The organism is Methylobacterium sp. GXF4, assembly GCF_000272495.1.
In the GTDB taxonomy this organism is placed as follows: Bacteria; Pseudomonadota; Alphaproteobacteria; order Rhizobiales; family Beijerinckiaceae; genus Methylobacterium; species Methylobacterium brachiatum.
This window is the reverse complement of the sequence record NZ_AKFK01000055.1, coordinates 25,015-49,003: the sequence shown is the minus strand read 5'-3', so window position 1 is coordinate 49,003 and position 23,989 is coordinate 25,015. Positions and strand designations below refer to the sequence as shown.

Genomic DNA, 23,989 nt, shown 5'->3' with positions numbered 1-23,989 from the left:
ATGCCACCCTGAGATAGGCGCGGTGCGCCCTGCGGCCCGCCGCGGCGCAAGATGCCGCATCGGACAAGGATCGAGGGCGGTCCGCGCCTCAGGCGCCGGCCACCACCAGGTCGGCGCCGGCCTCCGCGAGGCTGTGCCGCTGGTCCTGCGGGACGGCCGCGTCGGTGACCAGAATCCAGCGCCGCGGCAGGGGCGCCCAGGCCATCTGCTCCGCCCGGCCGAGCTTGCCGGCATTGGCGAGCACGACCGTCTCCCGCGACTGCGCGATCATTGCGGATTTGAGGGCGACCTGATCGAGGCTCGCCTCGCACAGGCCGCGTCCCGCGACCACGCCGTCCGCGCTCATCACCGCCCGATCGGCGGTCATCCGCTGCAGGGCTTCGATGGCCAGCGGGCCGACGGTGCTCATGCTCGTGGCTCTCAAATTGCCGCCGAGCACGACGAGATCGATCCCGGGCGCCTGGGCGAGACAGGGGAGCAGCGCGAGATTGTTCGTGATGATGCGCAGGCGCCGGTCGAGCAGGAGGCGCCCGAAGGCCGTCACCGTCGAGCCGGCATCGAGGATCAGGGTCTCGCCATCCGCGATGAGCGCGAGGGCCGCGCGGGCGATCGCTAGCTTCTCGGGCCCGTTGATCGCGAGCCTCTGGTCGAGGGTCGTCTCGGGCGCCGCCCCGGCCAGTATGGCGCCGCCATAGGTCCGGCGCACCGCCTTGGTGTCGGAGAGGTGCTGGAGGTCGCGCCGGACGGTCGAGGCGGAGACGCCGAACCGGTGCGCGAGATCGTCGACGTCGATCTCACCCAGCCCAAGCGCCTCCAGCAGCCGCGCCCGGCGTTCCGTCCCGCGCATAAACCCGCTCTCTCACCCTGCTCCCGGCGGGAGCGCCTCGGTCCGTGCCGGCGCCCCGTCAGGCCGCCTGCGATTTCGGCGCCAGCTCGACCGCCTGCCGCAGCGCCTCGATCAGGCTGCGCTCGTCCGCGACGCCCGTGCCGGCGATGTCGAAGGCCGTGCCGTGATCGACCGAGGTGCGGATCACCGGGAGGCCGACCGTGATGTTCACCCCGGCCTCGAGACCCAGCACCTTGATCGGGCCATGCCCCTGATCGTGATACATGGCCACCACCATGTCGTAATCCCCCCGGCCGGCGAGGAAGAACAGCGTGTCGGCCGGCAGGGGCCCGCGCACGTCCCAGCCCTTGGCGCGGCAGGCCTCGACCGCCGGCGTGATCTTCTCGGCCTCCTCGCCATGGCCGAACAGGCCGTTCTCGCCGGCATGCGGGTTGATGGCGCAGACGCCGATCTTCGGCTCAGCAATGCCGGCCTTCACCAGCACCGCATGCCCGCGGGCGATGACGCGCTCGACGAGGCCGGGCTCGATCCGCGCGATCGCGTCGATCAGGCCGATATGGGTCGTGACGTGGATCACCCGGAGCTTCGGGGAGACCAGCATCATCGACACTTCCGGCGTCCCGGTGAGGTGCGCCAGCATCTCGGTGTGGCCGGGAAACTTGTGGCCGGCCGCGTGCAGCGCCTCCTTCGACAGGGGCGCGGTGCAGATGCCCTGCGCCTGCCCCGCCTGCACGATCTCCACGGCCGCCGCGATGCAGCGATAGGCGGTCTCGCCGGCGACCGGGGACAATTGCCCGAACGGCAGGTCCTCGGGGACGCATTTCAGGTCGACGCATTGGACCGCATCCATGCCGAAGGCCGCCGCGCCCGCGTCGGCGAGCGAATCGACCCCGATCGTGGCCCCGACGATGCGGCCCGCCTGCCGCAGGCGCCCGGCATCGCCGACCACCAGCGGCTGGCAGATCGCGTGGACCTCCGGGTGCGCCAGCGCCTTCATGATGATCTCTGGCCCGATGCCAGCGGGATCGCCCATGGTGATGGCGATGGTCGGACGGGTCATGTGAGACTTCCTTCGGTTCGAACGTGGCGCAGGCGGTCCCGGATGCGCACGAGGCTGTCGGCGTCGCCGAAGGCACCCGCCTTCGTGGCGATCGGGATCGCGAGTTGCCCCAAGGTGAGGCCGAGCGAAACACCCGGCTCGATCTCGTCGGTCAACTGGATGCCGTGGACACGAAAGCGCGTCAGCAGCGCGGCCGCGGTCTCGCCGCCCGTGGCGGCGAGCGCCCCGATCCGGCCGGCGATTGGGGCGAGGGCGTCGGCCAGCGCGTGGGCCAGCCGGGGGCCGAGGCTCATGTCAGGTTCGCCCCCCAGCATGATCTCGACCAGGACGTCCTGGCCGGCGGCCAGCCGTTCCGCGAGGGGCGTCGCCAGGTCCGGCCGGCCCTCCACCGCTTCGAGCAGCGTCTCGGGCGCGACCGGCAGATGCGCCACGGCGCCGTCGGCGAGGAGGCGCCGGGCGCCCGCGCGCGAGACCTCGGCGAGGGAGCCGACGACGAGGAGGGAGCCACGCCGGTCGGGCGCGATCCGGACCGGCGCGAGGGCGGCAACGGGGCCGGCCGCCGCGAGCGCGTGCGCCAGCCCGGCGCTGCCGATGAAGACGGCCGACGCCGTCGCGGCGAGGCCGGCCTCGGCGATGCGGGCCAGATCGGCGTCGGTTTCGGCATCGCAGACGGCGATCTCGGCGGGACCGGCCGCGGCCTCGGCCAGCGCGCCGGCGAGTTGCCCCCCGCGCACGATCGGCAGGGTGAGCGTCGTGGACCGGATTCCGGCCGAGGCCAGTATCGCGCCGAGATCGGCGCTGGCGTAGCTATGGTCGCGCCGCCACACCTCCGCCTCCTCCAGCGGGCGACCGCCCACCCGCACCCGGCCCTCCAGCGTGGTCCGGCCGGTCCCGGGGAAAGCCGGCGCCAGCACGCCGAAGGCCTGGCCGGACCGGGCGCGCAACTGCGCGAGCGTCGCGGCGATCTCGGCGGCGGGCTGACCGCGCATCGTCGAGTCGATCTTCTTGAACAGGCGCCGGTCCGCGCTGTGCAGCCGCCCCAGCAGGGCCGCGTGGCGCTGCGCCGCCGCCTCGGCGGTGAGGCCGCGGCTGTCGGCGTCGTAGGACAGGATCGGGATCCGTTCGTCCTGCACCGCCTCGCCCCAGATCACGGCCGCGGCGTTGCCGCGGCGGCGGAACGCCACCGCGCAATCGGCGGCGCCCGTCAGATCGTCGGCGAGGATGAGCCAGCGCGCGTCCATCTCAGGCGCGGCGGACGGGTGCGGGAACGACCGGCTCGCCATCGGGCGCCTCCGCCTCGTCCGCGCCGCGGCCGACGACCTTCGCGGTCCAGGCCGTGACGATCGGGACCAGGATCGCCGTGACGACCACGCAGGCGGCGACGAGGATCGTCGCGGGGCCGGCGGCATCGGCATAGGCCGGGTTCGCGGCGGCGACGATCGCCGGCACGGCCGCGGCGTTGCCGGCGGTGGACGCGGCGGCGACCCCCGCGACGCCGGTGCCGCCGGTCAGGCGATCGGCGAGGAACAGCGGGATGCCGGTCAGGACCACGACCGCCACGCCCATGGCGAGGCCGAGCAGTCCGGCCTGCCAGACCTTGCTCAGATCGAGCCCCGCGCCCAGCGCGAAGGCGAAGAACGGGATCATGACCGGGATGGCGCGGCTCAGGAAGGCGCGCATCTCGCGGTCGAGATTGCCGATGATCATGCCGACGAGGAGCGGCAGGATGGCGCCGACCAGGGTCTGCCAGGGAAACGCCGAGAGGCCGGCGACGCCCAACGTCACCATGGTGAGAAACGGGCCGCTCTCCAGCGACATCACCGTATAGGCCCCGACATCGCGCGGGCGGCCGTACTGGCCCATCAGCGCCATGTAGAGGCCGCCATTGGTGTCGTTCATGCTGGCGACGACGGCCAGGGTGGACAGCCCGGCGAACATCCCGGCCGCGACCGGGGCCTCACCGAGGACCTGCCCGAAGATCAATCCCAGGATCAGGGCGATGCCGATCTTCACGATCAGCAAGGTGCCGCCCTTCTTGACGATGTAGGGGGTGGCGCGAAAGTCGATGCTCGCGCCCATGCAGACATAGAACACCGCCAGGATCGTCAGCGCGCCCGAGAACAGGGCGCCGGTGAAGGATCCGAAATACTTGGGCGTGCCGGGAAAGAAGGTCGCGATGAGCGCCCCGACGAGCAGGGGCACGACCATCATGCCGCCCGGAACGCTCTCGATCGCCCGCTTGATCGGGATCTGCATACTCGTTCCCTCCCTGCGCGATTCACGCAGATGTTGCTTGAGGCTCGCGACCGATTGATCGACGGCGACTGGAATTCGTCGTGAGCCTTTCGGGGTGATGCGCGCATTGTGCGCATTTCGTCAACCGTATTGCGCAGTCTGCGCAGAAATCCGGAGATCCGCTGCTACGGCAGCTGGACCCGTTGCGGGGCGTGCCACCCGGCCGGCGGCGTCCCGAACCGGTCGCGCGGCAGCCGTCGCGTTCAGACCCGGACGATCATGGAGTCGGATACCGTGCGGGGACGCGATCCGTATGCGGGCCGACACACAAGCGGCCGCGTTCGGTCGACTGCACGTGATAATCCAGTTGTCGGTCCGTTCGATCCGAATAAAAACCGCCCTGCCCTGTCTCCGGGGCGCAGGACAATTGGTTTCATCGGGCCCAGGTCGTGCGGTCTCGTGCGGAAACATTCCGGTTGGTCGCCGCGCCTGAATACGCCTTGATCGAAACACCCGCTGTACGATCCGCCCTATGCCTCGACTGAAATAGCATATTCACTAAGTAATAGCGTGGAGCATGCACCAGAAATTAAGAATTCTCCTATAGAACTGGCTTTTGTTAAGTTTGGCGTGCCGCCCGGCAGCCTCGAACAGGGCCTTCGCGCGATGAGTGCCGACCTGCACCACCTCGGCACGGCGCGGCTTATGAAGATGCCGCCGGCGACCCGGACGGATCCGGGCGCGGCCTCGCTCCTGACGCAGCGCCACGACCTCGACGTGATCAGGCACGGCCTGCTGACGATCGGCGCCTCGGGCTACGTGGTCGCCTTCAACGCCCCGGCCGAACGCCTCCTGGCCGGCCTGGACGTCGCCCTGGCGGTCGACCTGCCGGCCATCCGGCTGGTCCGCAGCCTGTGCGCGAGGACCGTGCAGCCGCGCCGGGAGGTCTTCCGATCCTTGCGGCAGGCGCTCGACCGTCGGGCCTCGGCCGCCTTCGAGGTGACGCGCCAGGATCGCACCCTGCATATCGAGCTCCACCGCAGCGACGCGGGCGGCTGGGTTGCGACGCTGGAGGATGTCAGCGCCCGCAAGGCGAGCGAAGCGCGGGCCGACGCGATGGCGCGTCTCGACCCGCTGACGAGCCTGCCCAACCGCCTGCTCCTGCGGGAGCGCCTCGACGAGGCTTTGGCGCGCCTGCAACGCACCGGCGAGGCCTGCGCGCTGCTCCTCATCGATCTCGACCGGTTCAAGCCGGTCAACGACACGCTCGGCCATCCGATCGGCGACGCGCTTCTGGCGAAGGTCGCCGACCGCCTGCGCTCGACCGTAAGGCCCACCGACACCGTGGCCCGGATCGGAGGCGACGAGTTCGTCATCCTGCAGACCGGCATCCGCGAGGCCGCCCATACGCAAGCCCTGGCCCGGCGCCTCGTCGACCTGATCGGCCGAACCTACATGGTCGAGGGCCATCTCCTGACGATCGGCGCCAGCGTCGGCGTGGCGTTCGCGCCCGCGGACGGGACCAGCGCGGACAAGCTCCTCAAGAACGCCGACCTGGCCCTCTACCGGGCCAAGCTCGATGGCCGCGGGACATACCGGTTCTTCGAGCCGGAGATGGATGCGCGCATGCAGGCGCGCCGCCGGCTCGAGCTCGACATGCGTCAGGCGCTCGCGCGGCGCGAGTTCCAGCTGCACTATCAGCCGCAATTGCAGCTCGACGAGGATCGGCTGATCGGCTGCGAGGCCCTGATCCGCTGGAAGCATCCCGAGCGCGGGATGATCTCGCCGCTCGATTTCATCCCGCTCGCCGAGGAGATCGGCCTGATCGTCCCGATCGGCGAATGGGTCGTTCGCCAGGCCTGCCGGGATGCCATGACGTGGCCGGCCGGGATGTCCGTCGCGGTGAACGTCTCGCCGGCCCAATTCAAGAGCGACCGCCTGGTCGAGACGATCATCTCGGCGCTGGCCAGTTCGGGCCTGGCGGCCCGGCGGCTGGAGGTCGAGATCACCGAGGGCGTCCTGCTCGAGGAGAGCGAGAAGACCCTGCAGACGCTCCACCGCCTGCGCGAGCTCGGGGTCCGGGTCTCGATGGACGATTTCGGGACCGGCTATTCGTCCTTGAGCTATCTGCGCAGCTTTCCCTTCGACAAGATCAAGATCGACCGATCCTTCGTGAAGGACCTGACCGGCAAGCCGGATGGCGATGCGATCATCCGGGCGATCGCGGGCCTCGGCAAGAGTCTCGGCATGACGACGGTCGCCGAGGGGGTGGAGACGCCCGAGCAGATGCAGCGCATCCGCGACGAGGGCTGCACCGACGTCCAGGGCTACCTCATCAGCAGGCCGATCCCGGCCGACGATGTGCTGGCCTTCCTCAAGACCTACGGGTCACCCACGTGATGCAACCAGCATATCGGATTGCCCCATGAGCGAGCTCTATCGCCTCGTCTATGCCAGCAAGAACCTGCTCCACGGTTCGGAGGCCGAGCTGACGGCCATCGTCGGCCAGATCCTGGCCACGTCGCAGCGGAACAACGCCCGATCGGACGTCACCGGCGCGCTGATGTTCAACGCGGGCGCCTTCGCCCAGGTCCTGGAAGGACCGCGCCGGGGCGTCGAGGAGACGTTCGAGCGGATCCAGTGTGACGACCGCCATGGCGACGTCACGGTCCTCCAGTGCGGCCCGACGGAAAGCCGCAGCTTCGCCAATTGGTCGATGGCCTTCGTGGGCCAGTCGGCCGGGGGGCAGGAGCAGTTCAGCCGGCTCGCGGCCGAGAGCGGGTTCGACCTCGCCCGGCTCGACGGCGATGCCGTCTTCGCCATGCTGCACGAGCTGGTGCTGGAGGAGGAGGGCCTCCCGCGCGCGCCCCGCACCGCCCCGCCGGCCGAGCCCGCCGCGCGGGGGCTCGATGTCGCGCAGCTGCGGGCGGAGATGGCACAGCTTCGGCCCGATGGGGCGGTCCCCCAGACCGCATCGGCCGCGGACGGGACGAGCAGGGCCGCCACCGACCGCAATGCCCCCCGCCCCCACCCGATCGAGGACATCGCCCCTGCCAAGGCGGCCACCGAGGCGGCCCTCGCGGTGCTCAAGCTCGCCCTCGCCGCCGAGCGGCAGCGCACGAGCGATCTGCGGACCGAGATCGACGGGTTGCAGGTGTCCCTCGCGGTGAGCCGGGATCAGCGCGACGCCCTGCGGATCGAACGGGATCGCTGGGCCGGACGCGCGCGCCTTCTCGCCGCGGCGATGGCCCAGGAGGCCGGCGACGCCCAGACGGCCACGCACCCCGGCGGTTCCCCCGACGCGGGGATCGGCGCAGGCGACGCCGCGGACATCCTGGCCGCCTAGGCGCTGGGGTGTCGGCCTGTGGGGCCCAAACGAGGACCACAGAGCCGAGCACGCTGGATCGCCCCCGAAGACGGGGCGACCTCCACCGCCGTCAGGCGCAGTAGGCCTGCCCGTCGAGGCCGTGCGGCCGGCCGGCTGCCAGGAGGGTCTCCCAGACCGGGGCGGGCAGCGGTACGCCCTCGGCGAGGCGTTCCGCCTTCATGCGGCGCTCGGGCTCGCCCGGCAGCAGCACCGCGCCGCCCGGCGCCGGCTGGGCGGAGGCGAAGAAGTCGAGATAGCTGCGCGCCTCGGCGGCGATCGCATCATCCGAGCCGAAGGCCTTCGGCGTCATGTAGAGCGAGAGCATGCCGTTGCAGACCCGGCGCTGGCCGGGTCCCGCCGTGCCGGATCCGGTGAGCGCCCCGGCCAGGAGCTCGCACATCAGCGACAGGCCCGAGCCCTTGTGCTCGCCGAAGGCCCGGATCGCGCCCGCGCCCTTCTGGTTGTCGCGCTCCGGCCCGTCCAGCGGACCGAACAGGGTGGCCGGGTCGGCGCTGAGGCGGCCGTCCGGCTCGATCAGCACGTCCGCGGGCAGGGGCTTGCCGCCCTGCGAGGCCACCAGCACCTTGCCCTCGGCGACCGCCGAGGTGGCGAAGTCGAGGACGATCGGGTCGCGCCCCGGCACCGGGAAGGCGGCCGCGATGGGATTGGTGGAGAAGCGCCGGTCCACGGAGCCGAACGGCGCCACCAGCAGGCTGCCGGCGACGTTGACGAAATGCACCGAGACGAGGCCCGCGGCCGCCGCGCGCTCGGCCCATTCGCCGATCCGCCCGAGATGCCCGGCATGCCGTAGGGCGACGACCGACACGCCGTGCTCCTGGGCCTTGGCGATGCCGAGATCCGTGGCGAACGGGCCGGCGGTCTGGCCGAAGCCGTACCGGGCGTCCACCAGCGCGAAGGCGCCGCCATCGACCAGCACCGCGGGGGTCTGGTCGGCCACGAGCTCGCCCGCGCGCAGCCACGCCACGTAGCGCGGCACCCGGATGACCCCGTGGCTGTCGTGGCCGGTGAGGTTCGCGGCCACCAGGAACTGGCCGATCCGGCTCGCTTCCGCCTCCGAGCAGCCCTCCCGAACGAAGATGTCCCGCACGTAGGCGGTCAGTCCGGCGGCGTCGATCCGCATGATGGTTCATCTCCCGTCGTCGCGCCTCACCGGGCGCGTTCGGGTAACGATCCTAGGCTTTCTTAACCCGCAAGGCGACCACTTCCGGCGGTGCGGGATGGACATCGAAGCGCTGCGCGTGGCCCAATACTGACAACGTCGGGCACAAGAACCGGCGACGACGGGACGGATACGCCGATGAAGACGACGCGTCGCGTTTTCTTGACGGGTGCCGCATGCGCGGCTGCCAGCGGTTTAGCCCCGGGGGTGATCCGGTCGAGTGCCGCGCAGGGCGCCGGCGCGACGATCCGGATCGGCATGGTCCTGCCGGTGACGGGCCCTGGCGCGGATGCGGGCCGCTTCGCCCTCAACGGCGCCAAGATCGCCCTGGAGGCGGTCAACAAGGCCGGCGGGGTGCTCGGCAAGCCGCTGGAGATCGTCACCGAGGACGACCAGACCACCAATCCCGGCGCGGTGCTGGCCTTCTCCAAGCTGGCCTCGCAGCCCGATCTGGTCGGCTTCCTGGGCTCGGTCCGCTCCACGCAGAACCACGCGATGGCGCCGGATATCCTCAAGACCGGCAAGCCGATGTGCTTCGGCGGCACCGACCCGGTCCTGACGCAGCTCGGCAATCCCTGGCTGTTCCGCTTCCGGCCCAACGACAGCTTCTCGGCCCGGGTGATCGCCGAGCACGGCGTCAACGGGCTCGGCAAGAAGAAATGGGCGATCATCCACTCCACCGACGCCTTCGGCACCAGCGGCGCCAAGGCGCTGACCGAGAGCCTCGGCAAGATCGGCGCCACGGTCGTGCTCGACCAGGGCTACGCCAACCAGGGCCAGGACTTCACCCCGGTCGTCCTGGCGATCCGGCAGGCGGGGGCCGACGTGATCGGCTCGTACTTCACCTTCGAGAACGACCTCGGCATCTTCGCGCGCCAGCTCCGCCAGCTCGGCGTCACCGCCCCCTGGGTCGGCTCGCCCTCGATCACCAACGTCACGGCGCTGAAGCTCGCCGGGCCCTCGCTCTACGGCACCTACGGGGTGGCCGACTACGCGGAGGAATCGAGCGACGCGGCCCGGGCCTACGGCAAGGCCTACCGCGCCGCCACCAAGATCGCCCCCGACAACCAATCCTCCTGGACCTTCGACGCGGTGACGGTGCTGGCGCTGGCGATCAACAAGGCCGGCAAGACCGACCCGCAGGCGATCCGCGAGGCGCTGCTGGCGGTGCGCGGCCACGCAGGCGCCGAGGGCACCTACAACTTCGACAAGAACGGCGACGGCCTGCACGGCTACAACGTCGTGCGCAACGACAAGGGCACGATCACCTTCGACCGGCGCATCGACTTCTATCAGGGCTGAATCCGGGGCCGCGGACGGGGAACGGACGCAGACATGGACCTGACATGGACCTGATCCTCCAGCTCCTCTTCACCGGGATCGGCATCGGGTCGGTCTACGCCCTGGTCGCCCTCGGCTTCGTGCTGATCTTCCGCGCCACCAACGTCGTGAACTTCGCGCAGGGCGAGTTCTCGATGGTCGCGGCCTTCCTGATGGTGGTGTTCGCCGTCGACCTCGAATGGCCGTACTGGCTCTCGGTGCTGCTCACCATCGGCGGGATGGCCCTGCTCGGCGCCCTGTTCAATCTCGGCGTCTACTATCCCCTGCGCCACCGCACCTACCTGCCGGTGATCATCTCGACCATCGGCGCCTCGATCTTCCTGGCCAACACCACGCTCGCCCTCTACGGGCCGCAGCCGCAGGTCCTGCCGCCGGTCTTCGAGACGCAGGGCTTCCTGCTCGGGCCGGTCTTCCTCGACAGCCAGTACCTGCTGATCATCGCGGTGACCGCGGCGCTCGTGGCGTTCCAGTACTGGTTCTTCGAGCACACCCTGGTCGGCAAGAAGCTCCAGGCGACCTCGCAGGACAAGGAGATGGCCGCGCTGCTGGGCATCCCGGTCGCCGGCATGATCATGCTGACGTTCGTCTACAGCGCCGTGCTCGGCGGCATCGCCGGCATCCTGGTGGCGCCGGTGCTGTTCGTGTCGATCCAGATGGGCGCGACCATCGCGCTCAAGGCGTTTGCCGCGACGATCATCGGCGGGTTCGGCGACGTGACCGGCGCGATCATCGGCGGGCTGGCGCTCGGCATCATCGAGACCTTCGGGGCGGCCTACGTCTCGGTGCCGTACAAGGATGCCTTCGCCTTCATCGTCCTCGTGGCCTTCCTGGTCGTGCGCCCGCAGGGGCTGTTCGGCGAGCGTGTGGCGGAGAAAGCATGAGCGCCGATCCGACGACGGCCAACCCGACCCTCCCGGCCGCCCCGGCCCGGCCGCTGCCCCTCGGTAGCCTCGCCTACGCGGCGCTCGCCGCGGCCGCGGTGGCGCTCGCCGCGACGACGCCGTTCAGCGGCTACGTCCTCAACATCCTGATGCAGGCCGCGACCTACGCGATCGCGGTGATCGGGCTCACCGTCGTGCTGGGGCTGTGCGGCCAGATCAACCTCGCCCAGGCCGCCTTCTTCGGCATCGGCGCCTACGCGGTCGGCCTCGGCACGGTCGATCACGGCCTGAATTTCTGGCTGTGCCTGCCGATCGGGCTGGCGCTGGCGGTCGTCCTCGGGGCGATCCTCGGCGCCTCGACGCTGCGGCTCGGCGGGCACTACCTCGCCATGGTCACGATCTCGTTCCAGCAGATCCTCACCCTGGTCCTGACCAACTGGATCCCGGTCACCCACGGCCCGGACGGGGTGCCCAACATCCGCCGCCCCGCTTTGTTCGCGGACGGGCAGAGCTATCTCGCGCTGTGCGTGCTGGTCCTGGCGGTGGTCGGCTGGCTGGTCTGGCACCTGCCGCGGACCCGGCTCGGGCGCGCCATGCGGGCGGTGCGCGACAACGAGCTGGCCGCGGGCGTGAGCGGCATCGACGTCTACCGCACCAAGGTCGCGGCCTTCGCCATCGGGGCGCTGCTGGCGGGGCTGGGCGGTGGGCTGTTCGCCGGCAGCTTCACCTATATCAGCCCGGACCAGTTCTCCTTCGCCGAGTCGATCGTCTTCCTGACGATGGCGCTGCTCGGCGGCGTCGGCTCGCCGGTGGGCGCGGTGATCGGCACCGGCCTCCTGATCCTCATCCCCGAATGGCTGCGCTTCCTCAAGGAGATCCCGGGCCTGTACCTGGCGATCTACGGGCTCGCGGTGATCCTGATCGTCGTGTTCATGCCCGACGGCATCTGGGGGTTTTTGGGCGATCAGGTCCGCCGGCTGCGGCCGGCCAAGCCGGCGCCGCCGCCCGCCCCGGAGCTGACGCTGACCCAGGGGCGCGACGCCTCGGAAACGCTGCTCACCGTCTCCGGCCTGTCCAAGCATTTCGGCGGCCTCAAGGCCGTGGACGCGATCGATTTCACCGTCACCCGCGGCGGCATCCACGCGCTGATCGGCCCGAACGGCTCGGGCAAGACGACGACGCTCAACGTCCTGTCCGGCCTCTACACGCCGACCGGCGGCACGATGCGCCTCCAGGACCAGGACATCACGGGCTTTCCCCCGCACCGGCGCGCCGCGGTCGGGATCGGGCGCACGTTCCAGAACATCCGCCTGTTCCGCTCCATGAGCGCCCTGGAGAACGTGGTGATCGGCGCCGAGCGCCCGAACAACCCCCTCGGCGCGCGCGACCGGCCGGCGCTGGAGGCCCGCGCGCGTTCGGCCCTGGCCTTCGTCGGGCTCGAGGCGCGGGCGCGGGAGCCGATCTCCGGCTTCTCCTACGGGCACCAGCGCCTGATCGAGATCGCCCGGGCGCTCGCCGGCAACCCGACGCTGCTGCTCCTCGACGAGCCGGCCGCCGGGCTCAATTCCAGCGAGAAGAACGCCCTGACGGTGCTGCTGCGCCGTATGGCGGCCAAGGGTCTGACCATCCTGATCATCGACCACGACATGACCCTGGTCAGCGACGTGGCGAGCCACGTCACCGTCCTGAACTTCGGCCGGCGCATCGCCGACGGGGTCACCGCCTCCGTGCTGCGCGAGCCCGCGGTGATCGAGGCCTATCTCGGGGAGGACGCCGCGACCGGGCCGGGCGCGGGGCTCCAGACCACGCTGAAGACCGACCTCAAGACCGACCTGGCCCCGGCCTGACCCCGATGAGCGCCCCCGTGTCACAACCGGTCCTCGAGATCCGCGACCTCACCGTCCGCTACGGCGAGATCGAGGCGGTGCGCGGGCTCTCGTTCGTGGTCGGCACCGGCGAGGTCGTGACCCTGCTGGGCTCCAACGGCGCCGGCAAGTCGACCACCCTCAAGGCGATCTCCGGCCTCGTGAAGCCGGCGGGCGGCAGCATCCTGCTCGACGGAGAGCCGCTCACCGGCCTGAAGCCCGAGGCGATCGTGCGCCGCGGCGTCGCCCACGTGCCCGAGGGGCGCCGGGTCTTCCCGGGTCTCACCGTGCGCGAGAACATCATGCTCGGCGCCTCGAACCGTCCCGGCATCCCGAAGCGCGTCCTGCGCGACGAGGTCGAGGCGATGTTCGAGCTGTTCCCGGACATCCGGCGCTTCGGCGACGCCCTCGGCTGGACCCTGTCGGGCGGCCAGCTCCAGATGGTGGCGCTCGCCCGCGGCCTGATGGCCAAGCCGCGCCTCCTGCTGCTCGACGAGCCGTCGCTGGGCCTCGCCCCGGTGATCGTCCAGGCGGTGTTCGCGATCATCGCGGAGGTGCGCCGGCGCGGCACGACGGTGCTGCTGGTCGAGCAGAACGCCCGCATGGGCCTGTCGGTCGCCGATCGCGGCTACGTTCTGGAGACCGGCCGCCTCGTCCTCGAAGGCGACCCGCAGGCGCTCTGGGCCAACGACGACATCCGCGCCGCCTATCTCGGAGGCCGCACAGCCCAGGGCAGCGCCGCCTGACGCCGCCGCACCCCGGAACCGCCCCGACCGCGCTCGGTTGCCCTTCTGATCCCCGACGGTGCGGTGAGGCCTATCGTGCGCGACCGCAAGCCAGATTCCCGGCGCCGCCTGCTGCAGGCCGGAGGCGCCGTCGCGGCGAGCGCGGTGCTCGGGATCGGAAGCGTCGCCGGCGCGGAGACCGATCCCGCCGAGACGCCGACGGGCCGCCGCTCGAAATCCCTCGATACCGAGTACTTCAAGGGCATGTACGCCACGGAATCCGATCCGTGGCGCTTCGCCTCCAGCCCCTACGAGCGCGACAAGTACGCCGCGACGCTGGCGGCGCTGCCGCGGGCCCGCTACGCGTCGGGCCTCGAGGTGGGCTGCTCGATCGGCGTCTTCACGCACGCGCTCTGCCCCCGCTGCGACGCGCTGGTCGGCCTCGACGTGGTGCCGTCGGTCCTGGACGCCGCCCGGGCGCGCTGCGCCGATTGCCCGAATGCCCGCTTCGAGCTCGCCGCCGTCCCGGGGGCCTGGCCGGAGGGCCGGTTCGACCTGATCGTGATCTCGGAGGTCGCCTATTATCTCGACCGCGCCGACCTCGCCCGGCTGGTCGCGCGGGTGAGGGGCGCGGTGCTGCCCGAAGCCGACATCGTGCTGGTCCACTGGCTCGGCGTCACCCATTACCCGCTCTCCGGCGACGAGGCGGCGGAGGGCTTCATCGCGGACGCGCAGGACTTCGCGCGGGTCCTGAAGCAGTCGCGGACCGCCGAATACCGGCTCGACGTGCTGCGGGTGACCCGATCCGATCCGAAGCCTGCCCCCTGAGCAGCGTGACCCTCAGCGCGGAGGGGCCCGGCGCGCCGTCCTCCGCCCCCACGCCGTCGCGACGCCGTACAGGACGAGCCCCGCCAGCATCAGGGCCAGGCCCGCAAGCGACTGGAGCGGCCGGACGGCGACGAGGTGGACCAGCATGAACAGCGTGACCGCCAGGAAGATCAGCGGGGTGATCGGGTAGCCCCAGGCCCGGAACGGCCGGGGCAGGTCGGGCCGCGTGATCCGGAGCTTGATCAGCCCGATTACGGTGAGGAACGAGCACAGGATCAGGCTGAACTGGATGAAGTCGAGCACCGCCTCGAAGCTCTGCGTGAACAGCAGGATCGTGGCGATACAGGCCTGGAGGAGAAGCGCGGCATTCGGCACGCCGCGCCCCGAGCGGCCCGCGAACAGGCGCAGCAGCGGCACGTCCTCGCCCATCGCCACGGTCACGCGCGGGCCGATCCACATCATCGCGCTGATCGTTGGGATCAGCCCGGCGCAGATCAGCGCGCCGACGATGCGCCCGCCCGCCTCCCCGAAGACGTGACGGCCGGCGATCAGCGCGACCTCGACCTGCCCGGCGAGGTCCGCCACGGGGGTCGTGTAGAGGAACACCGCGTTCAGCGCGACGGAGAGCGCTACGACGAGGCCGGTCCCGGCGACCAGCGCCCGCGGCAGGCTGCGCGGCGGGTCGGCGAGCTCACCGACGATGTAGGTCGCGGCGTTCCAGCCCGAATAGGCGTACATCACGAAGACCAGGCTGATGGCGAAGCCGGCGCTGACGACCTGCGCCGGATCGAAGGCGGCGGGGGAGAAGCCGCTCCCCTGGCCGCCGCCCCGGGCGAAGCCCACCCCGATGAAGGCCGCGATCAGCGCGAGCTTGAGCAGCGTGAACCCGATCTGGAAGGCGCTGCTGTGGCGCGTCCCGCGCAGGTGCACGAGCGAGACGATCCAGATCGCCGCCAGGCCGAGCAGCAACGGCGGGGCGCCAGGCAGGATCGCCTTGCCGTACTGGCCGAGCGCCATGGCGGCGAGCGCCACCGGCGCCGAGAACCCGACGGTGGCCGAGAGCCAGCCGGCCATGAACCCGACGGCCGGGCCGTAGATCCGCGTGAGGAGATTGTACTCGCCGCTGGAGCGGGGAAACATCGTGGCGAGCTCGGCGTAGCAGAGCGCCCCGCACAGGGCGACCACGCCGCCGACGAGCCACAGCAGCAGCACCGTGAACCCGGACGGGATGTCCGTCACCTGGAAGCCGAGGCTGGTGAAGACCCCGATGCCGATCATGTCGGACACCACGATCGACGTCGCCGCCAGGGTGGAGACGGCCGGGGCGGCTCGCGCGGCGCTCGATCTGTCGGTCATGACTCCTGTCCGCCATGGTCCGACACCGGAACGCGGCGCTCGACGGGAGCCCGGACGGTCTCGACAGGGCAAGACTGTCATCGCGCCGTTCGATCCCGGATGACGCGCAGTAATCGGTATGGGCGCCCCCCTGGGTGGCCGTTTGCCGCGTGCGGTGCGGCATTCGCCATCGGGCGGCCTAGCGGATGCCGCCGTCGCTGAGCCGGTACCAGGCGATGATCGCCGAGACGTAGAGGCGGTGGAACGCGTGCATCGGCAGCGGCGCGATCGGCGTCAGCGGCAGCGGCAGGCTGTCGGCATCGCCGGTGGCGATGTACTGGGCGATCGCCCGCCCCATGGTGGATTGCAGGCCGACGCCGCGGCCCTGGCAGCCGATGTCGATCAGGAGCCCGGGGGCGGGCTCGTGGAGATGGGGCAGGTAATCCTGCGTGATCGCCACGCGGCCGCACCAGCGGTGGTCGAACGCGGTGCCGTCGAGCTGCGGGAACAGCTTGCCGACGATGCGCTCGAGATGCGCCCAGTCCCGGGGCGTGCGCGGCTCGCGGAACGGGCCGCGGCCGCCCATCAGCAGGCGGCCGGTATGGTCGAGGCGGAAATACAGGAGCAGCTTGCGCGTGTCCGAGGAGACCTGGCCCTCCGGCAGGATCGAGCGGCGCAGGTTGTCCGAGAGCGGCTTCGTGGCGACCTGGAAGGAGTTAGCCGCGATCACGGTCTGCGCCAGCCCCGGCCACAGGCCGCCGGTATAGCCGTTGGTGCACAGGACGACCCGCTCGGTCGAGAGCCGGGCCCCCTGCGCGGTGGTGACGGTCCAGGTCGATCCGCTGCGGGACAGGCCAGTGACAGGCGTCTGCCCGTGGATGGCGGCGCCGGCCTTCAGCGCGGCGCGGGCGAGACCGCGGGCGTAGCTCAGCGGCTGGATCGCGCCGCCGCGGCCGTCGAGCCAGCCGCCCAGGTACCGCTCCGTCCCGAGGAGCCGCGCGGTCTCGGATCGGTCGAGGACCCGGGTCGGCGCGCCGAGGCCGGCCCATTGCTCCGCCCGGCGCGCGACCTCGGCGAGCCCGGCCTCGGTATGGGCGCCCTGGATCCAGCCGGCGCGCCGGTGCGGCACGTCCATCGCGTGCCGGGCGATCAGGTCGAAGACCGTGTCGGCGGTGCTGCCGGCAAAGCGCGCCAGCCGCTCGCCGCGCTCGGGCCCGAACTTGGCGACGAGGTCGGCGGGATCGTATTTCAGCCCCGGGATCACCTGGCCGCCGTTGCGCCCGGATCCGCCGAAGCCGACCTCGCGGGCCTCCAGCACCACCGGCCGGATCCCGCGCTCGGCCAGGTGCAAGGCGGTCGAGAGGCCGCAGAAGCCGCCGCCGACGATGACGACGTCCGCCTGCCCGGATTCGGTCAGCGGCGGCGTCTCGGGTCCGGGCGGCGCGGTGGTGGCCCAGAGCGACGGCGCGAGGGGAAACGGTTCGGCCACGGGGATCCCTAGAGCGGATGCAGCACGCGCTGCAGGAAGTCCTGGGTGCGCGGGTGCTGCGGACGGTTGAGGATCTCGGCGGCCGGGCCCTGCTCGACCAGGCGTCCGCCGTCGAGGAACAGCACCCGGTCGGCGACCTCCCGGGCGAAGCCCATCTCGTGGGTCACGACCAGCATGGTCATGCCCTCGTCGGCCAGCCCGCGCATCACCCGCAGGACGTCGCCGACGAGTTCGGGATCGAGCGCCGAGGTCGGCTCGTCGAACAGGATCGCCTCGGGGCGCATCGCCAGGGCCCGCGCGATGGCGACGCGCTGCTGCTGGCCGCCCGACAGCTCGCTGGGCCGCGCATGCTCCTTGCCGGCGAGGCCGACCCGGGCGAGCAGCGCCCGCGCCCGCTCCTCGACCTCGGCGCGGGGCTCCCGCTTCACGTGGACCGGCCCCTCGACCACGTTCTCCAGGGCGGTGCGGTTGGCGAACAGGTTGAAGCGCTGGAACACCATCGAGACGCGGGTGCGGATCGTCTGGATGCTGCGCTTGTCCCGGTCGACGCGCTGGCCGTCGACCCGGATCTCGCCGCCGTCATAGGCTTCGAGCCCGTTAATGCAGCGGAGCAGGGTCGACTTGCCGGAGCCCGACGGCCCGATGATGCAGACCACCTCGCCCTTGGCGACCTCGGCCGAGACGCCCTTGATCACCTCCAGCGAGCCGTAATGCTTGCGCACATCCTGGAGGACGATCACCGGTGGCGCCCCTTCGCTTCGAGATGGCGCACCAGGAGGATCAGCGGCAGGCTGAGCGCCAGGTACATCAGCGCCACCATCGTATAGACGCTGGTGTTCTTGAAGGTCGAGGAGGCGATGAGCTTGCCCTGGAGCGCCAGCTCCGCGACCGTGATGGTCGAGGCCTGGGACGAATCCTTGAGCATCATGATCATGATGTTGCCGTAGGGCGGCAGCGCGATCTTGACCGCTTGCGGCAGGATCACCCGGCGCATGGTCATCCACCAGCCCATGCCGATCGAGAGCGCCGCCTCGACCTGCCCGCGATCCACCGCCTCGATGCCGGCCCGGAAGTTCTCGGCCTGGTAGGCCGAATAGGCGATCCCGAGCCCGATGATCGCCGCCTGGACCGCCGTGAGCGACAGGCCGAAATCCGGCAGCACGAAGTAGATGTAGAACAGCTGCACGATGATCGGGATGCCGCGCAGGATGTTGATCATCACCGCGCTGAAACCGGCCAGCACGGCGATCCCGGAGACCCGCAGCACCGCCCAGAACAGGCCGAGCAGGGTCGAGACCACCAGGGAGGCCAGGGTGATCAGGACCGTGAGCTGCACGCCCTGGAACAGGATCGGCAGATAATCCTGCGCGTCGGCGAGGAACTCGCGCATGAAGCTCAGGACCGGTCGGCGGAGGGCGGCAGACCCCACTTCGTCAGGATCTTCTCCAGCGTCCCGTCGGCCTTCAGCTTGGCCAGAGCCGCGTCGATCTTGGCGAGCAGGGCGGTGTCGGCCTTGCGCACGCTGATCCCCACCGCGGCGACCACGCTCGGCTTGAGGCTCTCGACCAGCCGGACGCCGGGAAACATCCCCTGCTTGACGTAGTAGGCCAGGATCGGCGCGTCGGCGAAGCCGGCCTTGAGCCGCCCGGAATTCACGTCGCGGATGATGTCCGGGATCGCGTCGTAGATCTTCACCTCGGCGAACAGGCCGGACTTCTTCAGCGGCTCGACGAAGGCGGTGCCGACCTGGGCGCCCACGGTCTCGCCCTTGAGGTCGGCGAAGGAGGTGTAGTCCTTCGTGTCGGCCTTCGGGACGATCAGCCCCTCGCCGTAGCTGTAGACCGGCGCCGAGAAGGCCACGACCTCCTTGCGCTGGGGCGTGATGAACATCGCCGCCGAGATGATGTCGATCTTCGAGGCGGTGAGCGCCGGGATCAGCGTCGAGAATTGCAGCGGTTCCACCGCGACGGCGAAGCCGGCCTCCTTGCCAACCGCGTTCACGAGGTCGACCATGACCCCCTGGATCGTGTTGGTCTTGGTGTCGAGGAAGGTGAAGGGCAGGCCGGTGGGCGTCGCGCCGACCCGCAGGGGCGGCTCGGCCCGGGCCGGGCCGGGGATCAACAGGGCGAGGCTCAGGCACAGGCTCGGAAGCAGGCGTCTCATGGCGCGGATCCTCGACACTGGCATAGCGCGGCGTTGCGCTATCGCTCTTCTGTTTTCATATCTGTGAAGATTACCGCACGGTTCGCGGCTCGACGCAAGGTGATTTCACGTGCATGAAGATGCCCCGGAGTCTCCAGGATGACGCTGCGGTGAGCAGGCCCAAAGTCGAACCGACAGGCGCCGATCCGGTGGACCGGGCCGTGGGCCAAAGGCTGCGGGCCCTGCGCCAGGAGCGGCGCCTGTCGCTCGAGAAGGTCGCGGCCAGCACCGGGCTGTCGATCGGCTTCATCAGCCAGGTGGAGCGCGGCCTGTCCTCGCCGTCGCTGCGCGTCCTGGCCCTGCTCGCCGACACGCTCCAGACCGGGATCGGCGGCCTGTTCGAGGGGGCCCCGTCCGAGAAGGATCCCGACCCGATCGTGGTGTTCGAGCGGGACCGGGCCGAGCTCAAGCTCTGGCGCGCCGGGATCACCAAGCAGCTGCTGACGCCCGCCGGGGGGACGCAGAGCCTCAGCCTGTTCCACATGGTGCTCGAGCCGAAGGCCAGCACCGGCGACGAGCTGTTCAGCCACGACGGCGAGGAGGCCGGCCTGGTGCTGGAGGGGCGCCTGACCCTGGTCGTCGAGGCCCGCACGCTGGAACTCGCGGCCGGCGACAGCTTCCGCTTCGCCAGCCATCGGCCGCACCGGTTCGCCAATCCCGACGGCCGGGCGCGCGCCGTCGTCCTGTGGGTCAACGCGTTGGCGGGGGAGCGACCGGCCGGTCCGTGAGCGCCGGCGGCTGAGGCCAGCCCCGTGGGGTCGCATCGCCCCTTCACGCTTCCGGTTGCACCGGCAATAACGGTTTCTCGCGTGTGGGACTTCCACGACCCGCCCGAACCGATCCCCTCCGCCGCCTCCGGGCGGCCCCCGCCGACGGACACGACCCATGAGCGACACCCAGGACCGGACCGCGCTGGTGACGGGGGCGGCCCGCGGCATCGGGCTCGCCGCCGCGACCCGGTTCCTCGCGGAGGGATGGCGGGTCGCCCTGCTCGACATCGACGGGCCGGGCGTGGACGCCGCCGCCGCCGGGCTCGGCCGGCCCGACGCGGTGCTGGCGATCACCGCGGATGTCTCCGACCCGGAGGCGGTGGCGGGCGCGATGCGACAGGTGGCCGACCGGTTCGGCCGCCTCGACGCGCTGGTCAACAATGCCGGGATCGCGATTTTCAAGCCGATGATGGAGACCACCTTCGCGGATTGGTCGCGGGTTCTGGCCGTGAACCTGTCGGGGCCGTTCCTGTGCACGCAGGCGGCCGTGCCGCTGCTCGCCGCGCGCGGCGGCGCGATCGTGAACATCACCTCGATCTCGGGCCTGCGCGCCTCGACGCTGCGGACGGCCTACGGCACCAGCAAGGCGGCTTTGGCGCAGCTCACCAAGCAGCAGGCCGTCGAGCTGGCGCAGTTCGGCATCCGGGTGAACGCGGTCGCCCCCGGCCCGGTGGACACCGCGATGGCCAAGGCGGTCCACAGCCCCGAGATCCGCGCCGACTACCACGACGCCGTGCCCCTCGGGCGCTACGGCCTGGAAACCGAGCTCGCGGAGGCGATCGTGTTCCTGTGCTCCGAGCGCGCCTCCTTCGTCACCGGCCAGCAGCTCGCCGTGGATGGCGGCTTCGAGGCTACCGGCATCGGCCTGAAGACCCTGCGCGGCGCGCGGCGGGACTGACCGCCGCTCAACCCTGCGCCCCGGACGGCGCCCCCCGCCTCGCGGCGCCCGGACGCAGATCCGCGATCGTCGCCCGGGCGGTGTCGAGGGCGATGGCGACGGCCGACATCGTCGCGGCGTCCGGCGCCCGCTCGCGGGCGTAGCGGACCGCGTCGGCGGCCAGGCGATCGACCTCGCGGGCCAGCCCGGCAAGCGCCGCCGGGTCCCGGGCGGCCCGGGCCTGCTCGGCGATCTCCAGGAGCCGCTCCACGATCTCGTCGACGTGCTCCCGGCGCAGGCCGGCCAGGCGCTGCCGGATCCAGGCCAGGACCGAGACCAGGCCGCCGGCCAGCGCGCCGAGCAGGTAGAGGGTGTCGCCGTAGCGCTCGACGAAGCCGTGCTGCTCGCGCTCGTAATAGTCGAGCGCGCCCGGATGGATCGGGATCCGGGCGCTGGTCGCCGCAACCGTGGTCTCGTAGGACGGGGCCTGGACGTAGTCGGCCGCTTCCGTGGCGTGGCCGGCTTCCGTGCGCTTCTCGAACAGCTGCTGCGTCATGTCGGCCGCCACGGCGCGGCTCAGGGAGGCGCGGGCCATCAGGCGGTACGAGGCGCCCACCGTCTTCACGTCGTCGGCCGGCAGCTTCGGCCGGCCGCCGAACAGGCCGCCCGGGATTGCCACCGCCTGAAGCTTGGGGAAGCGCTCGATCACGGCGTCGTCGTCCTCGACGGCGACGAACTCGACCTTGCCGCCGCGCGCCACCGAGCGGACCGCGGCGACGAGGTCCAGGGCCTTGGGGGCGGAAGGAGCGATGATGCTGATGAAGGCGTCGATCCGCTTCTCGCGCAGCGCCCCGCCCACCGCGTCCTCGGCCACCGGCACCAGCACGACCGCCCGGTCGCCGGGTCCGCCCCCCGCCCCCGGCTCCAGGCTCAGCCCGTAATAGCCGAGGAGGCTCTTGAGCAGCCAGATATCGGCGTCCCGGTGCGCGCCGATGCCGAGCCGCTTGCCGGCCAGGTGCGGGAAATCCTTGATGCCGGCCTGCTCGGGGGAGGCGATGATCATCGCCTGGTCGCGCAGGATCGCCAGGGTCAGCCCGTTGGTCGGCAGCAGCACGTCCGGCCGGACGACAGCCAGATCGGCGCGCCCGTCCTGCAGGGCGGCGGCGCTCTCGCGTACGTCGTCGAAGGCGAGGATCTTGAGACGCAGGCCGGTGCTGCCCGAATCCAGGGCGTCCGCGTAGGCTTTGATCAGGCCGGGTTCGGTCCCGTCCCGGGGGGCGACCGCGACGGTCAGCACGGTCGCCTGCAGCAGGTACCAGGCGGCCAGGGCCGCCGTGCCGAGGATCGCGACCGCCCCGGCCAGCAGGGTCTCGCGGCGCAGCAGCCAGGACAGGTCGGTCGGCATCGGCCCCTCGGTTGGTCGCGTCCGCGCCGCCGGCCGGCGCGGCTTGAAAGGCGGCTACAGCGCCAGCTCGGGGGCCGGTTCGGGCGCGGCCTGGCCCGGGGGCTCGACCGAGAAGTACGCCATCGGCTCCCGTCGGCCGCGCAGCGGCTCGCGGCTGACCTCCCGCCACAGGGCTTTCGCCGAGCCGGCCGCGCGCCGGACGGCCTCCGAGGCCAGGATCGGCACGCCGTGGGCCTTGGTCGCCTGCTCCAGGCGGGCCGCGACGTTCACCGTGTCGCCCAGGACGGTGAACTCGTAGCGCGCCTCCTCGCCGATGATCCCGCTGAACACCTCGCCGCAATGGAGGCCGACGCCGATCCGGACCGCGGCGTCGTGCTCGCCCTTGAGGTTCCAGCGGGCGATGATCTCGACCAGGTCCCGGGCGAAGGCCACCGCCCGGGCGGCGTCGTCGGCGCGCGCCTCGGGCAGGCCGAACACCACCAGGGCGCCGTCGCCGATGAACTTGTCGACGACGCCGTTGTGCAGCCGGGCCATGCGCATCACCCGCCGCCGGAACGCGGACAGGAAGGCCGAGAGCTGCTGCGGGTCGAGGCGCTCGGCCAGGGCGGTGGAGCCGCGCATGTCGACGAAGGCGATGACCGCCTGCTGCCGCCGGCCGGCCCGCAGGCTGCCGTCGTCGTCGGCCAGGCGCGCGACCAGCTCCCGCGGCAGGAAGCGCGACAGCCGGCGCCGCCGCCCGGCCTCGCGCATGGCCGAGACCGCGAACAGGATCAGCACCAGGACGAGCCCGGCGAGGGCCGCCCAGATCAGCAGCGCGATCCGGGACACCGCCGCCTGGCGCCGCTCCATCTGGGCCGCCTCCTGGGCCTCCATCCGGCGCACGACCGTGCGGATCTCGTCCATCAGGCGGCGCCCCCTGCCCTCGCGGACGAGGGTCCGGCTCGCCTCGGGATCGCCGCCCCGGTGCAGGTCGATCGTGGCGCCGAGCTCGCCGAGCTTCTCCCGGATCAGCAGGATCAGGCTGTCGAGCTCGGCGCGCTGGCTGTCGTCGTCCCGGAGCAGGTCGTGCAGCCGGGCGATCTCGCCGTTGACCTTGGAGCGGCCGGCCCGGAACGGCTGCAGGAAGTCTTCGTCCCCGGTCAGCAGGTAGCCGCGCTGCCCGGTCTCGGCGTCCTGGACCGCCGACAGCACGCGTCCGAGCCGTCCCTCCACCGCCAGGGCGTGGCGCACGGCCTCGCTGCCGCGCTGCTGGTAGACCGAGGCGCCCACCGCGATGCCCAGCATCGCCAGGATCACGGCGAGGCCGGCGATCATCCGGTCGACGGTCTTCGAGCGCCCGGGCAGCTGCGCGATCACCTGGAGGGCGCGCCGCGCGGTCACGCCGGAACTGCGCAGGACGGGGCCGTCCACGCGCCGGCGATCCCGCGGGCCGGGGCCGCTGGCCGTAGGGGCTCGCGCATGGTCGCGCTCCGCGCCGCGGGCACAGCGATCTCCTGTCTCGAGGGGGTCGGCGGACGATCCGGACCGGGCCGACGGGTGGAACCGCCAGCACAAAAGACGGCCCCGGCGATGGTTCCCGCTC

General features: G+C 71.5%; 21 protein-coding genes. 9 read left to right on the top strand and 12 right to left on the bottom strand.

Annotation, left to right across the window (positions count from 1 at the left end):
* Positions 1-88 precede the first annotated feature (88 nt).
* Genes WYO_RS11990 through WYO_RS11975 form a run of 4 tightly spaced genes read right to left on the bottom strand, consistent with a single transcriptional unit; the run spans position 89 to position 4,163 of the window.
* Positions 89-847 (bottom strand): DeoR/GlpR family DNA-binding transcription regulator, encoded by a 759-nt coding sequence (locus tag WYO_RS11990; RefSeq protein WP_007562642.1) that lies wholly within the window; start codon positions 845-847, stop codon positions 89-91.
* 58 nt (positions 848-905) lie between these two features.
* Positions 906-1,907, bottom strand: a complete 1,002-nt coding sequence (pdxA, locus tag WYO_RS11985; RefSeq protein WP_007562641.1) for a 4-hydroxythreonine-4-phosphate dehydrogenase PdxA — start codon at positions 1,905-1,907, stop codon at positions 906-908.
* Entirely contained in the window at positions 1,904-3,190 is a 1,287-nt protein-coding gene (locus WYO_RS11980) for a four-carbon acid sugar kinase family protein (RefSeq protein ID WP_007562640.1), read from the bottom strand. Before WYO_RS11980 ends, pdxA begins: the two co-directional genes overlap by 4 nt.
* The gene (locus WYO_RS11975; protein ID WP_007562639.1) at positions 3,150-4,163 is read right to left on the bottom strand and encodes a 2-keto-3-deoxygluconate permease; all 1,014 of its coding nucleotides are present in this window, start codon (positions 4,161-4,163) and stop codon (positions 3,150-3,152) included. Before WYO_RS11975 ends, WYO_RS11980 begins: the two co-directional genes overlap by 41 nt.
* Before the next feature lie 645 nt (positions 4,164-4,808).
* Here WYO_RS11975 and WYO_RS11970 point away from each other — a divergent pair.
* Together WYO_RS11970 and WYO_RS11965 are read left to right on the top strand one after the other, a co-directional pair.
* Entirely contained in the window at positions 4,809-6,542 is a 1,734-nt protein-coding gene (locus WYO_RS11970; RefSeq protein ID WP_007562638.1) for an EAL domain-containing protein, read from the top strand.
* Positions 6,543-6,567: 25 nt separating this feature from the next.
* Complete coding sequence (locus WYO_RS11965) at positions 6,568-7,488, top strand: BLUF domain-containing protein (protein ID WP_007562637.1); 921 nt, start codon at positions 6,568-6,570, stop codon at positions 7,486-7,488.
* A 91-nt stretch (positions 7,489-7,579) separates the two neighbouring features.
* Here WYO_RS11965 and WYO_RS11960 read toward each other — a convergent pair whose 3' ends face one another.
* A complete protein-coding gene (locus WYO_RS11960; RefSeq protein ID WP_007562636.1) occupies positions 7,580-8,650 on the bottom strand; it encodes a malate/lactate/ureidoglycolate dehydrogenase in 1,071 nt (356 codons plus the stop codon).
* A gap of 177 nt (positions 8,651-8,827) precedes the next feature.
* On the opposite strand from WYO_RS11960, the gene WYO_RS11955 reads away from it, so the two are divergent.
* From WYO_RS11955 to WYO_RS29005, 5 genes are all read left to right on the top strand, one after another.
* Positions 8,828-9,991, top strand: a complete 1,164-nt coding sequence (locus tag WYO_RS11955) for an ABC transporter substrate-binding protein (protein ID WP_007562635.1) — start codon at positions 8,828-8,830, stop codon at positions 9,989-9,991.
* Between the two features lie 44 nt (positions 9,992-10,035).
* Positions 10,036-10,911 carry a branched-chain amino acid ABC transporter permease gene (locus WYO_RS11950; protein WP_007562633.1) on the top strand — a complete coding sequence of 292 codons (876 nt, stop codon included), beginning with the start codon at positions 10,036-10,038 and terminating at the stop codon, positions 10,909-10,911.
* Positions 10,908-12,758, top strand: a complete 1,851-nt coding sequence (locus WYO_RS11945; protein ID WP_007562632.1) for a branched-chain amino acid ABC transporter ATP-binding protein/permease — start codon at positions 10,908-10,910, stop codon at positions 12,756-12,758. The genes WYO_RS11950 and WYO_RS11945 overlap by 4 nt, the downstream gene beginning before the upstream one ends.
* A gap of 5 nt (positions 12,759-12,763) precedes the next feature.
* Positions 12,764-13,522 carry an ABC transporter ATP-binding protein gene (locus tag WYO_RS11940; RefSeq protein ID WP_007562631.1) on the top strand — a complete coding sequence of 253 codons (759 nt, stop codon included), beginning with the start codon at positions 12,764-12,766 and terminating at the stop codon, positions 13,520-13,522.
* A 243-nt stretch (positions 13,523-13,765) separates the two neighbouring features.
* On the top strand, positions 13,766-14,329 hold the full coding sequence (locus WYO_RS29005) for an SAM-dependent methyltransferase (protein WP_047170798.1): 564 nt from the start codon (positions 13,766-13,768) through the stop codon (positions 14,327-14,329).
* A gap of 12 nt (positions 14,330-14,341) precedes the next feature.
* Here WYO_RS29005 and WYO_RS11930 read toward each other — a convergent pair whose 3' ends face one another.
* From WYO_RS11930 to WYO_RS11910, 5 genes are all read right to left on the bottom strand, one after another.
* Positions 14,342-15,685, bottom strand: coding sequence for an amino acid permease (locus WYO_RS11930; protein WP_007562629.1), 1,344 nt, complete (start codon positions 15,683-15,685; stop codon positions 14,342-14,344).
* Positions 15,686-15,863: 178 nt separating this feature from the next.
* Positions 15,864-17,153, bottom strand: coding sequence for an FAD-binding oxidoreductase (locus tag WYO_RS11925; RefSeq protein WP_007562628.1), 1,290 nt, complete (start codon positions 17,151-17,153; stop codon positions 15,864-15,866).
* 8 nt (positions 17,154-17,161) lie between these two features.
* Positions 17,162-17,893 carry an amino acid ABC transporter ATP-binding protein gene (locus WYO_RS11920; RefSeq protein WP_007562627.1) on the bottom strand — a complete coding sequence of 244 codons (732 nt, stop codon included), beginning with the start codon at positions 17,891-17,893 and terminating at the stop codon, positions 17,162-17,164.
* The gene (locus WYO_RS11915) at positions 17,890-18,543 is read right to left on the bottom strand and encodes an amino acid ABC transporter permease (RefSeq protein ID WP_007562626.1); all 654 of its coding nucleotides are present in this window, start codon (positions 18,541-18,543) and stop codon (positions 17,890-17,892) included. Before WYO_RS11915 ends, WYO_RS11920 begins: the two co-directional genes overlap by 4 nt.
* A gap of 5 nt (positions 18,544-18,548) precedes the next feature.
* Positions 18,549-19,316, bottom strand: coding sequence for an ABC transporter substrate-binding protein (locus WYO_RS11910; RefSeq protein ID WP_007562625.1), 768 nt, complete (start codon positions 19,314-19,316; stop codon positions 18,549-18,551).
* 149 nt (positions 19,317-19,465) lie between these two features.
* Here WYO_RS11910 and WYO_RS11905 point away from each other — a divergent pair, with 149 nt between their 5' ends.
* Both WYO_RS11905 and WYO_RS11900 read left to right on the top strand, forming a co-directional pair.
* Positions 19,466-20,083, top strand: a complete 618-nt coding sequence (locus WYO_RS11905) for a cupin domain-containing protein (RefSeq protein ID WP_047170797.1) — start codon at positions 19,466-19,468, stop codon at positions 20,081-20,083.
* Positions 20,084-20,240: 157 nt separating this feature from the next.
* Complete coding sequence (locus WYO_RS11900) at positions 20,241-21,023, top strand: SDR family oxidoreductase (RefSeq protein WP_007562623.1); 783 nt, start codon at positions 20,241-20,243, stop codon at positions 21,021-21,023.
* Between the two features lie 7 nt (positions 21,024-21,030).
* On the opposite strand, the gene WYO_RS11895 is transcribed toward WYO_RS11900, so the two are convergent.
* Together WYO_RS11895 and WYO_RS11890 are read right to left on the bottom strand one after the other, a co-directional pair.
* Complete coding sequence (locus WYO_RS11895; protein WP_007562622.1) at positions 21,031-22,407, bottom strand: TAXI family TRAP transporter solute-binding subunit; 1,377 nt, start codon at positions 22,405-22,407, stop codon at positions 21,031-21,033.
* A gap of 54 nt (positions 22,408-22,461) precedes the next feature.
* The gene (locus WYO_RS11890; RefSeq protein ID WP_007562621.1) at positions 22,462-23,817 is read right to left on the bottom strand and encodes a CHASE3 domain-containing protein; all 1,356 of its coding nucleotides are present in this window, start codon (positions 23,815-23,817) and stop codon (positions 22,462-22,464) included.
* Between the last annotated feature and the right edge of the window lie 172 nt (positions 23,818-23,989).

What these genes read in the sequence shown, in the direction of transcription:
- WYO_RS11895 (WP_007562622.1), bottom strand. Translation starts at nt 22,407, where the DNA reads ATGCCGACCGACCTGTCCTGGCTGCTGCGCCGCGAGACCCTGCTGGCC.
- WYO_RS11910 (WP_007562625.1), bottom strand. Translation starts at nt 19,316, where the DNA reads ATGAGACGCCTGCTTCCGAGCCTGTGCCTGAGCCTCGCCCTGTTGATC.
- pdxA (WP_007562641.1), bottom strand. Translation starts at nt 1,907, where the DNA reads ATGACCCGTCCGACCATCGCCATCACCATGGGCGATCCCGCTGGCATC.
- WYO_RS11970 (WP_007562638.1), top strand. Translation starts at nt 4,809, where the DNA reads ATGAGTGCCGACCTGCACCACCTCGGCACGGCGCGGCTTATGAAGATG.
- WYO_RS11960 (WP_007562636.1), bottom strand. Translation starts at nt 8,650, where the DNA reads ATGCGGATCGACGCCGCCGGACTGACCGCCTACGTGCGGGACATCTTC.
- WYO_RS11975 (WP_007562639.1), bottom strand. Translation starts at nt 4,163, where the DNA reads ATGCAGATCCCGATCAAGCGGGCGATCGAGAGCGTTCCGGGCGGCATG.
- WYO_RS11915 (WP_007562626.1), bottom strand. Translation starts at nt 18,543, where the DNA reads ATGCGCGAGTTCCTCGCCGACGCGCAGGATTATCTGCCGATCCTGTTC.
- WYO_RS11950 (WP_007562633.1), top strand. Translation starts at nt 10,036, where the DNA reads ATGGACCTGATCCTCCAGCTCCTCTTCACCGGGATCGGCATCGGGTCG.
- WYO_RS11965 (WP_007562637.1), top strand. Translation starts at nt 6,568, where the DNA reads ATGAGCGAGCTCTATCGCCTCGTCTATGCCAGCAAGAACCTGCTCCAC.
- WYO_RS11940 (WP_007562631.1), top strand. Translation starts at nt 12,764, where the DNA reads ATGAGCGCCCCCGTGTCACAACCGGTCCTCGAGATCCGCGACCTCACC.
- WYO_RS29005 (WP_047170798.1), top strand. Translation starts at nt 13,766, where the DNA reads ATGTACGCCACGGAATCCGATCCGTGGCGCTTCGCCTCCAGCCCCTAC.
- WYO_RS11945 (WP_007562632.1), top strand. Translation starts at nt 10,908, where the DNA reads ATGAGCGCCGATCCGACGACGGCCAACCCGACCCTCCCGGCCGCCCCG.
- WYO_RS11990 (WP_007562642.1), bottom strand. Translation starts at nt 847, where the DNA reads ATGCGCGGGACGGAACGCCGGGCGCGGCTGCTGGAGGCGCTTGGGCTG.
- WYO_RS11955 (WP_007562635.1), top strand. Translation starts at nt 8,828, where the DNA reads ATGAAGACGACGCGTCGCGTTTTCTTGACGGGTGCCGCATGCGCGGCT.
- WYO_RS11900 (WP_007562623.1), top strand. Translation starts at nt 20,241, where the DNA reads ATGAGCGACACCCAGGACCGGACCGCGCTGGTGACGGGGGCGGCCCGC.
- WYO_RS11980 (WP_007562640.1), bottom strand. Translation starts at nt 3,190, where the DNA reads ATGGCGAGCCGGTCGTTCCCGCACCCGTCCGCCGCGCCTGAGATGGAC.
- WYO_RS11930 (WP_007562629.1), bottom strand. Translation starts at nt 15,685, where the DNA reads ATGACCGACAGATCGAGCGCCGCGCGAGCCGCCCCGGCCGTCTCCACC.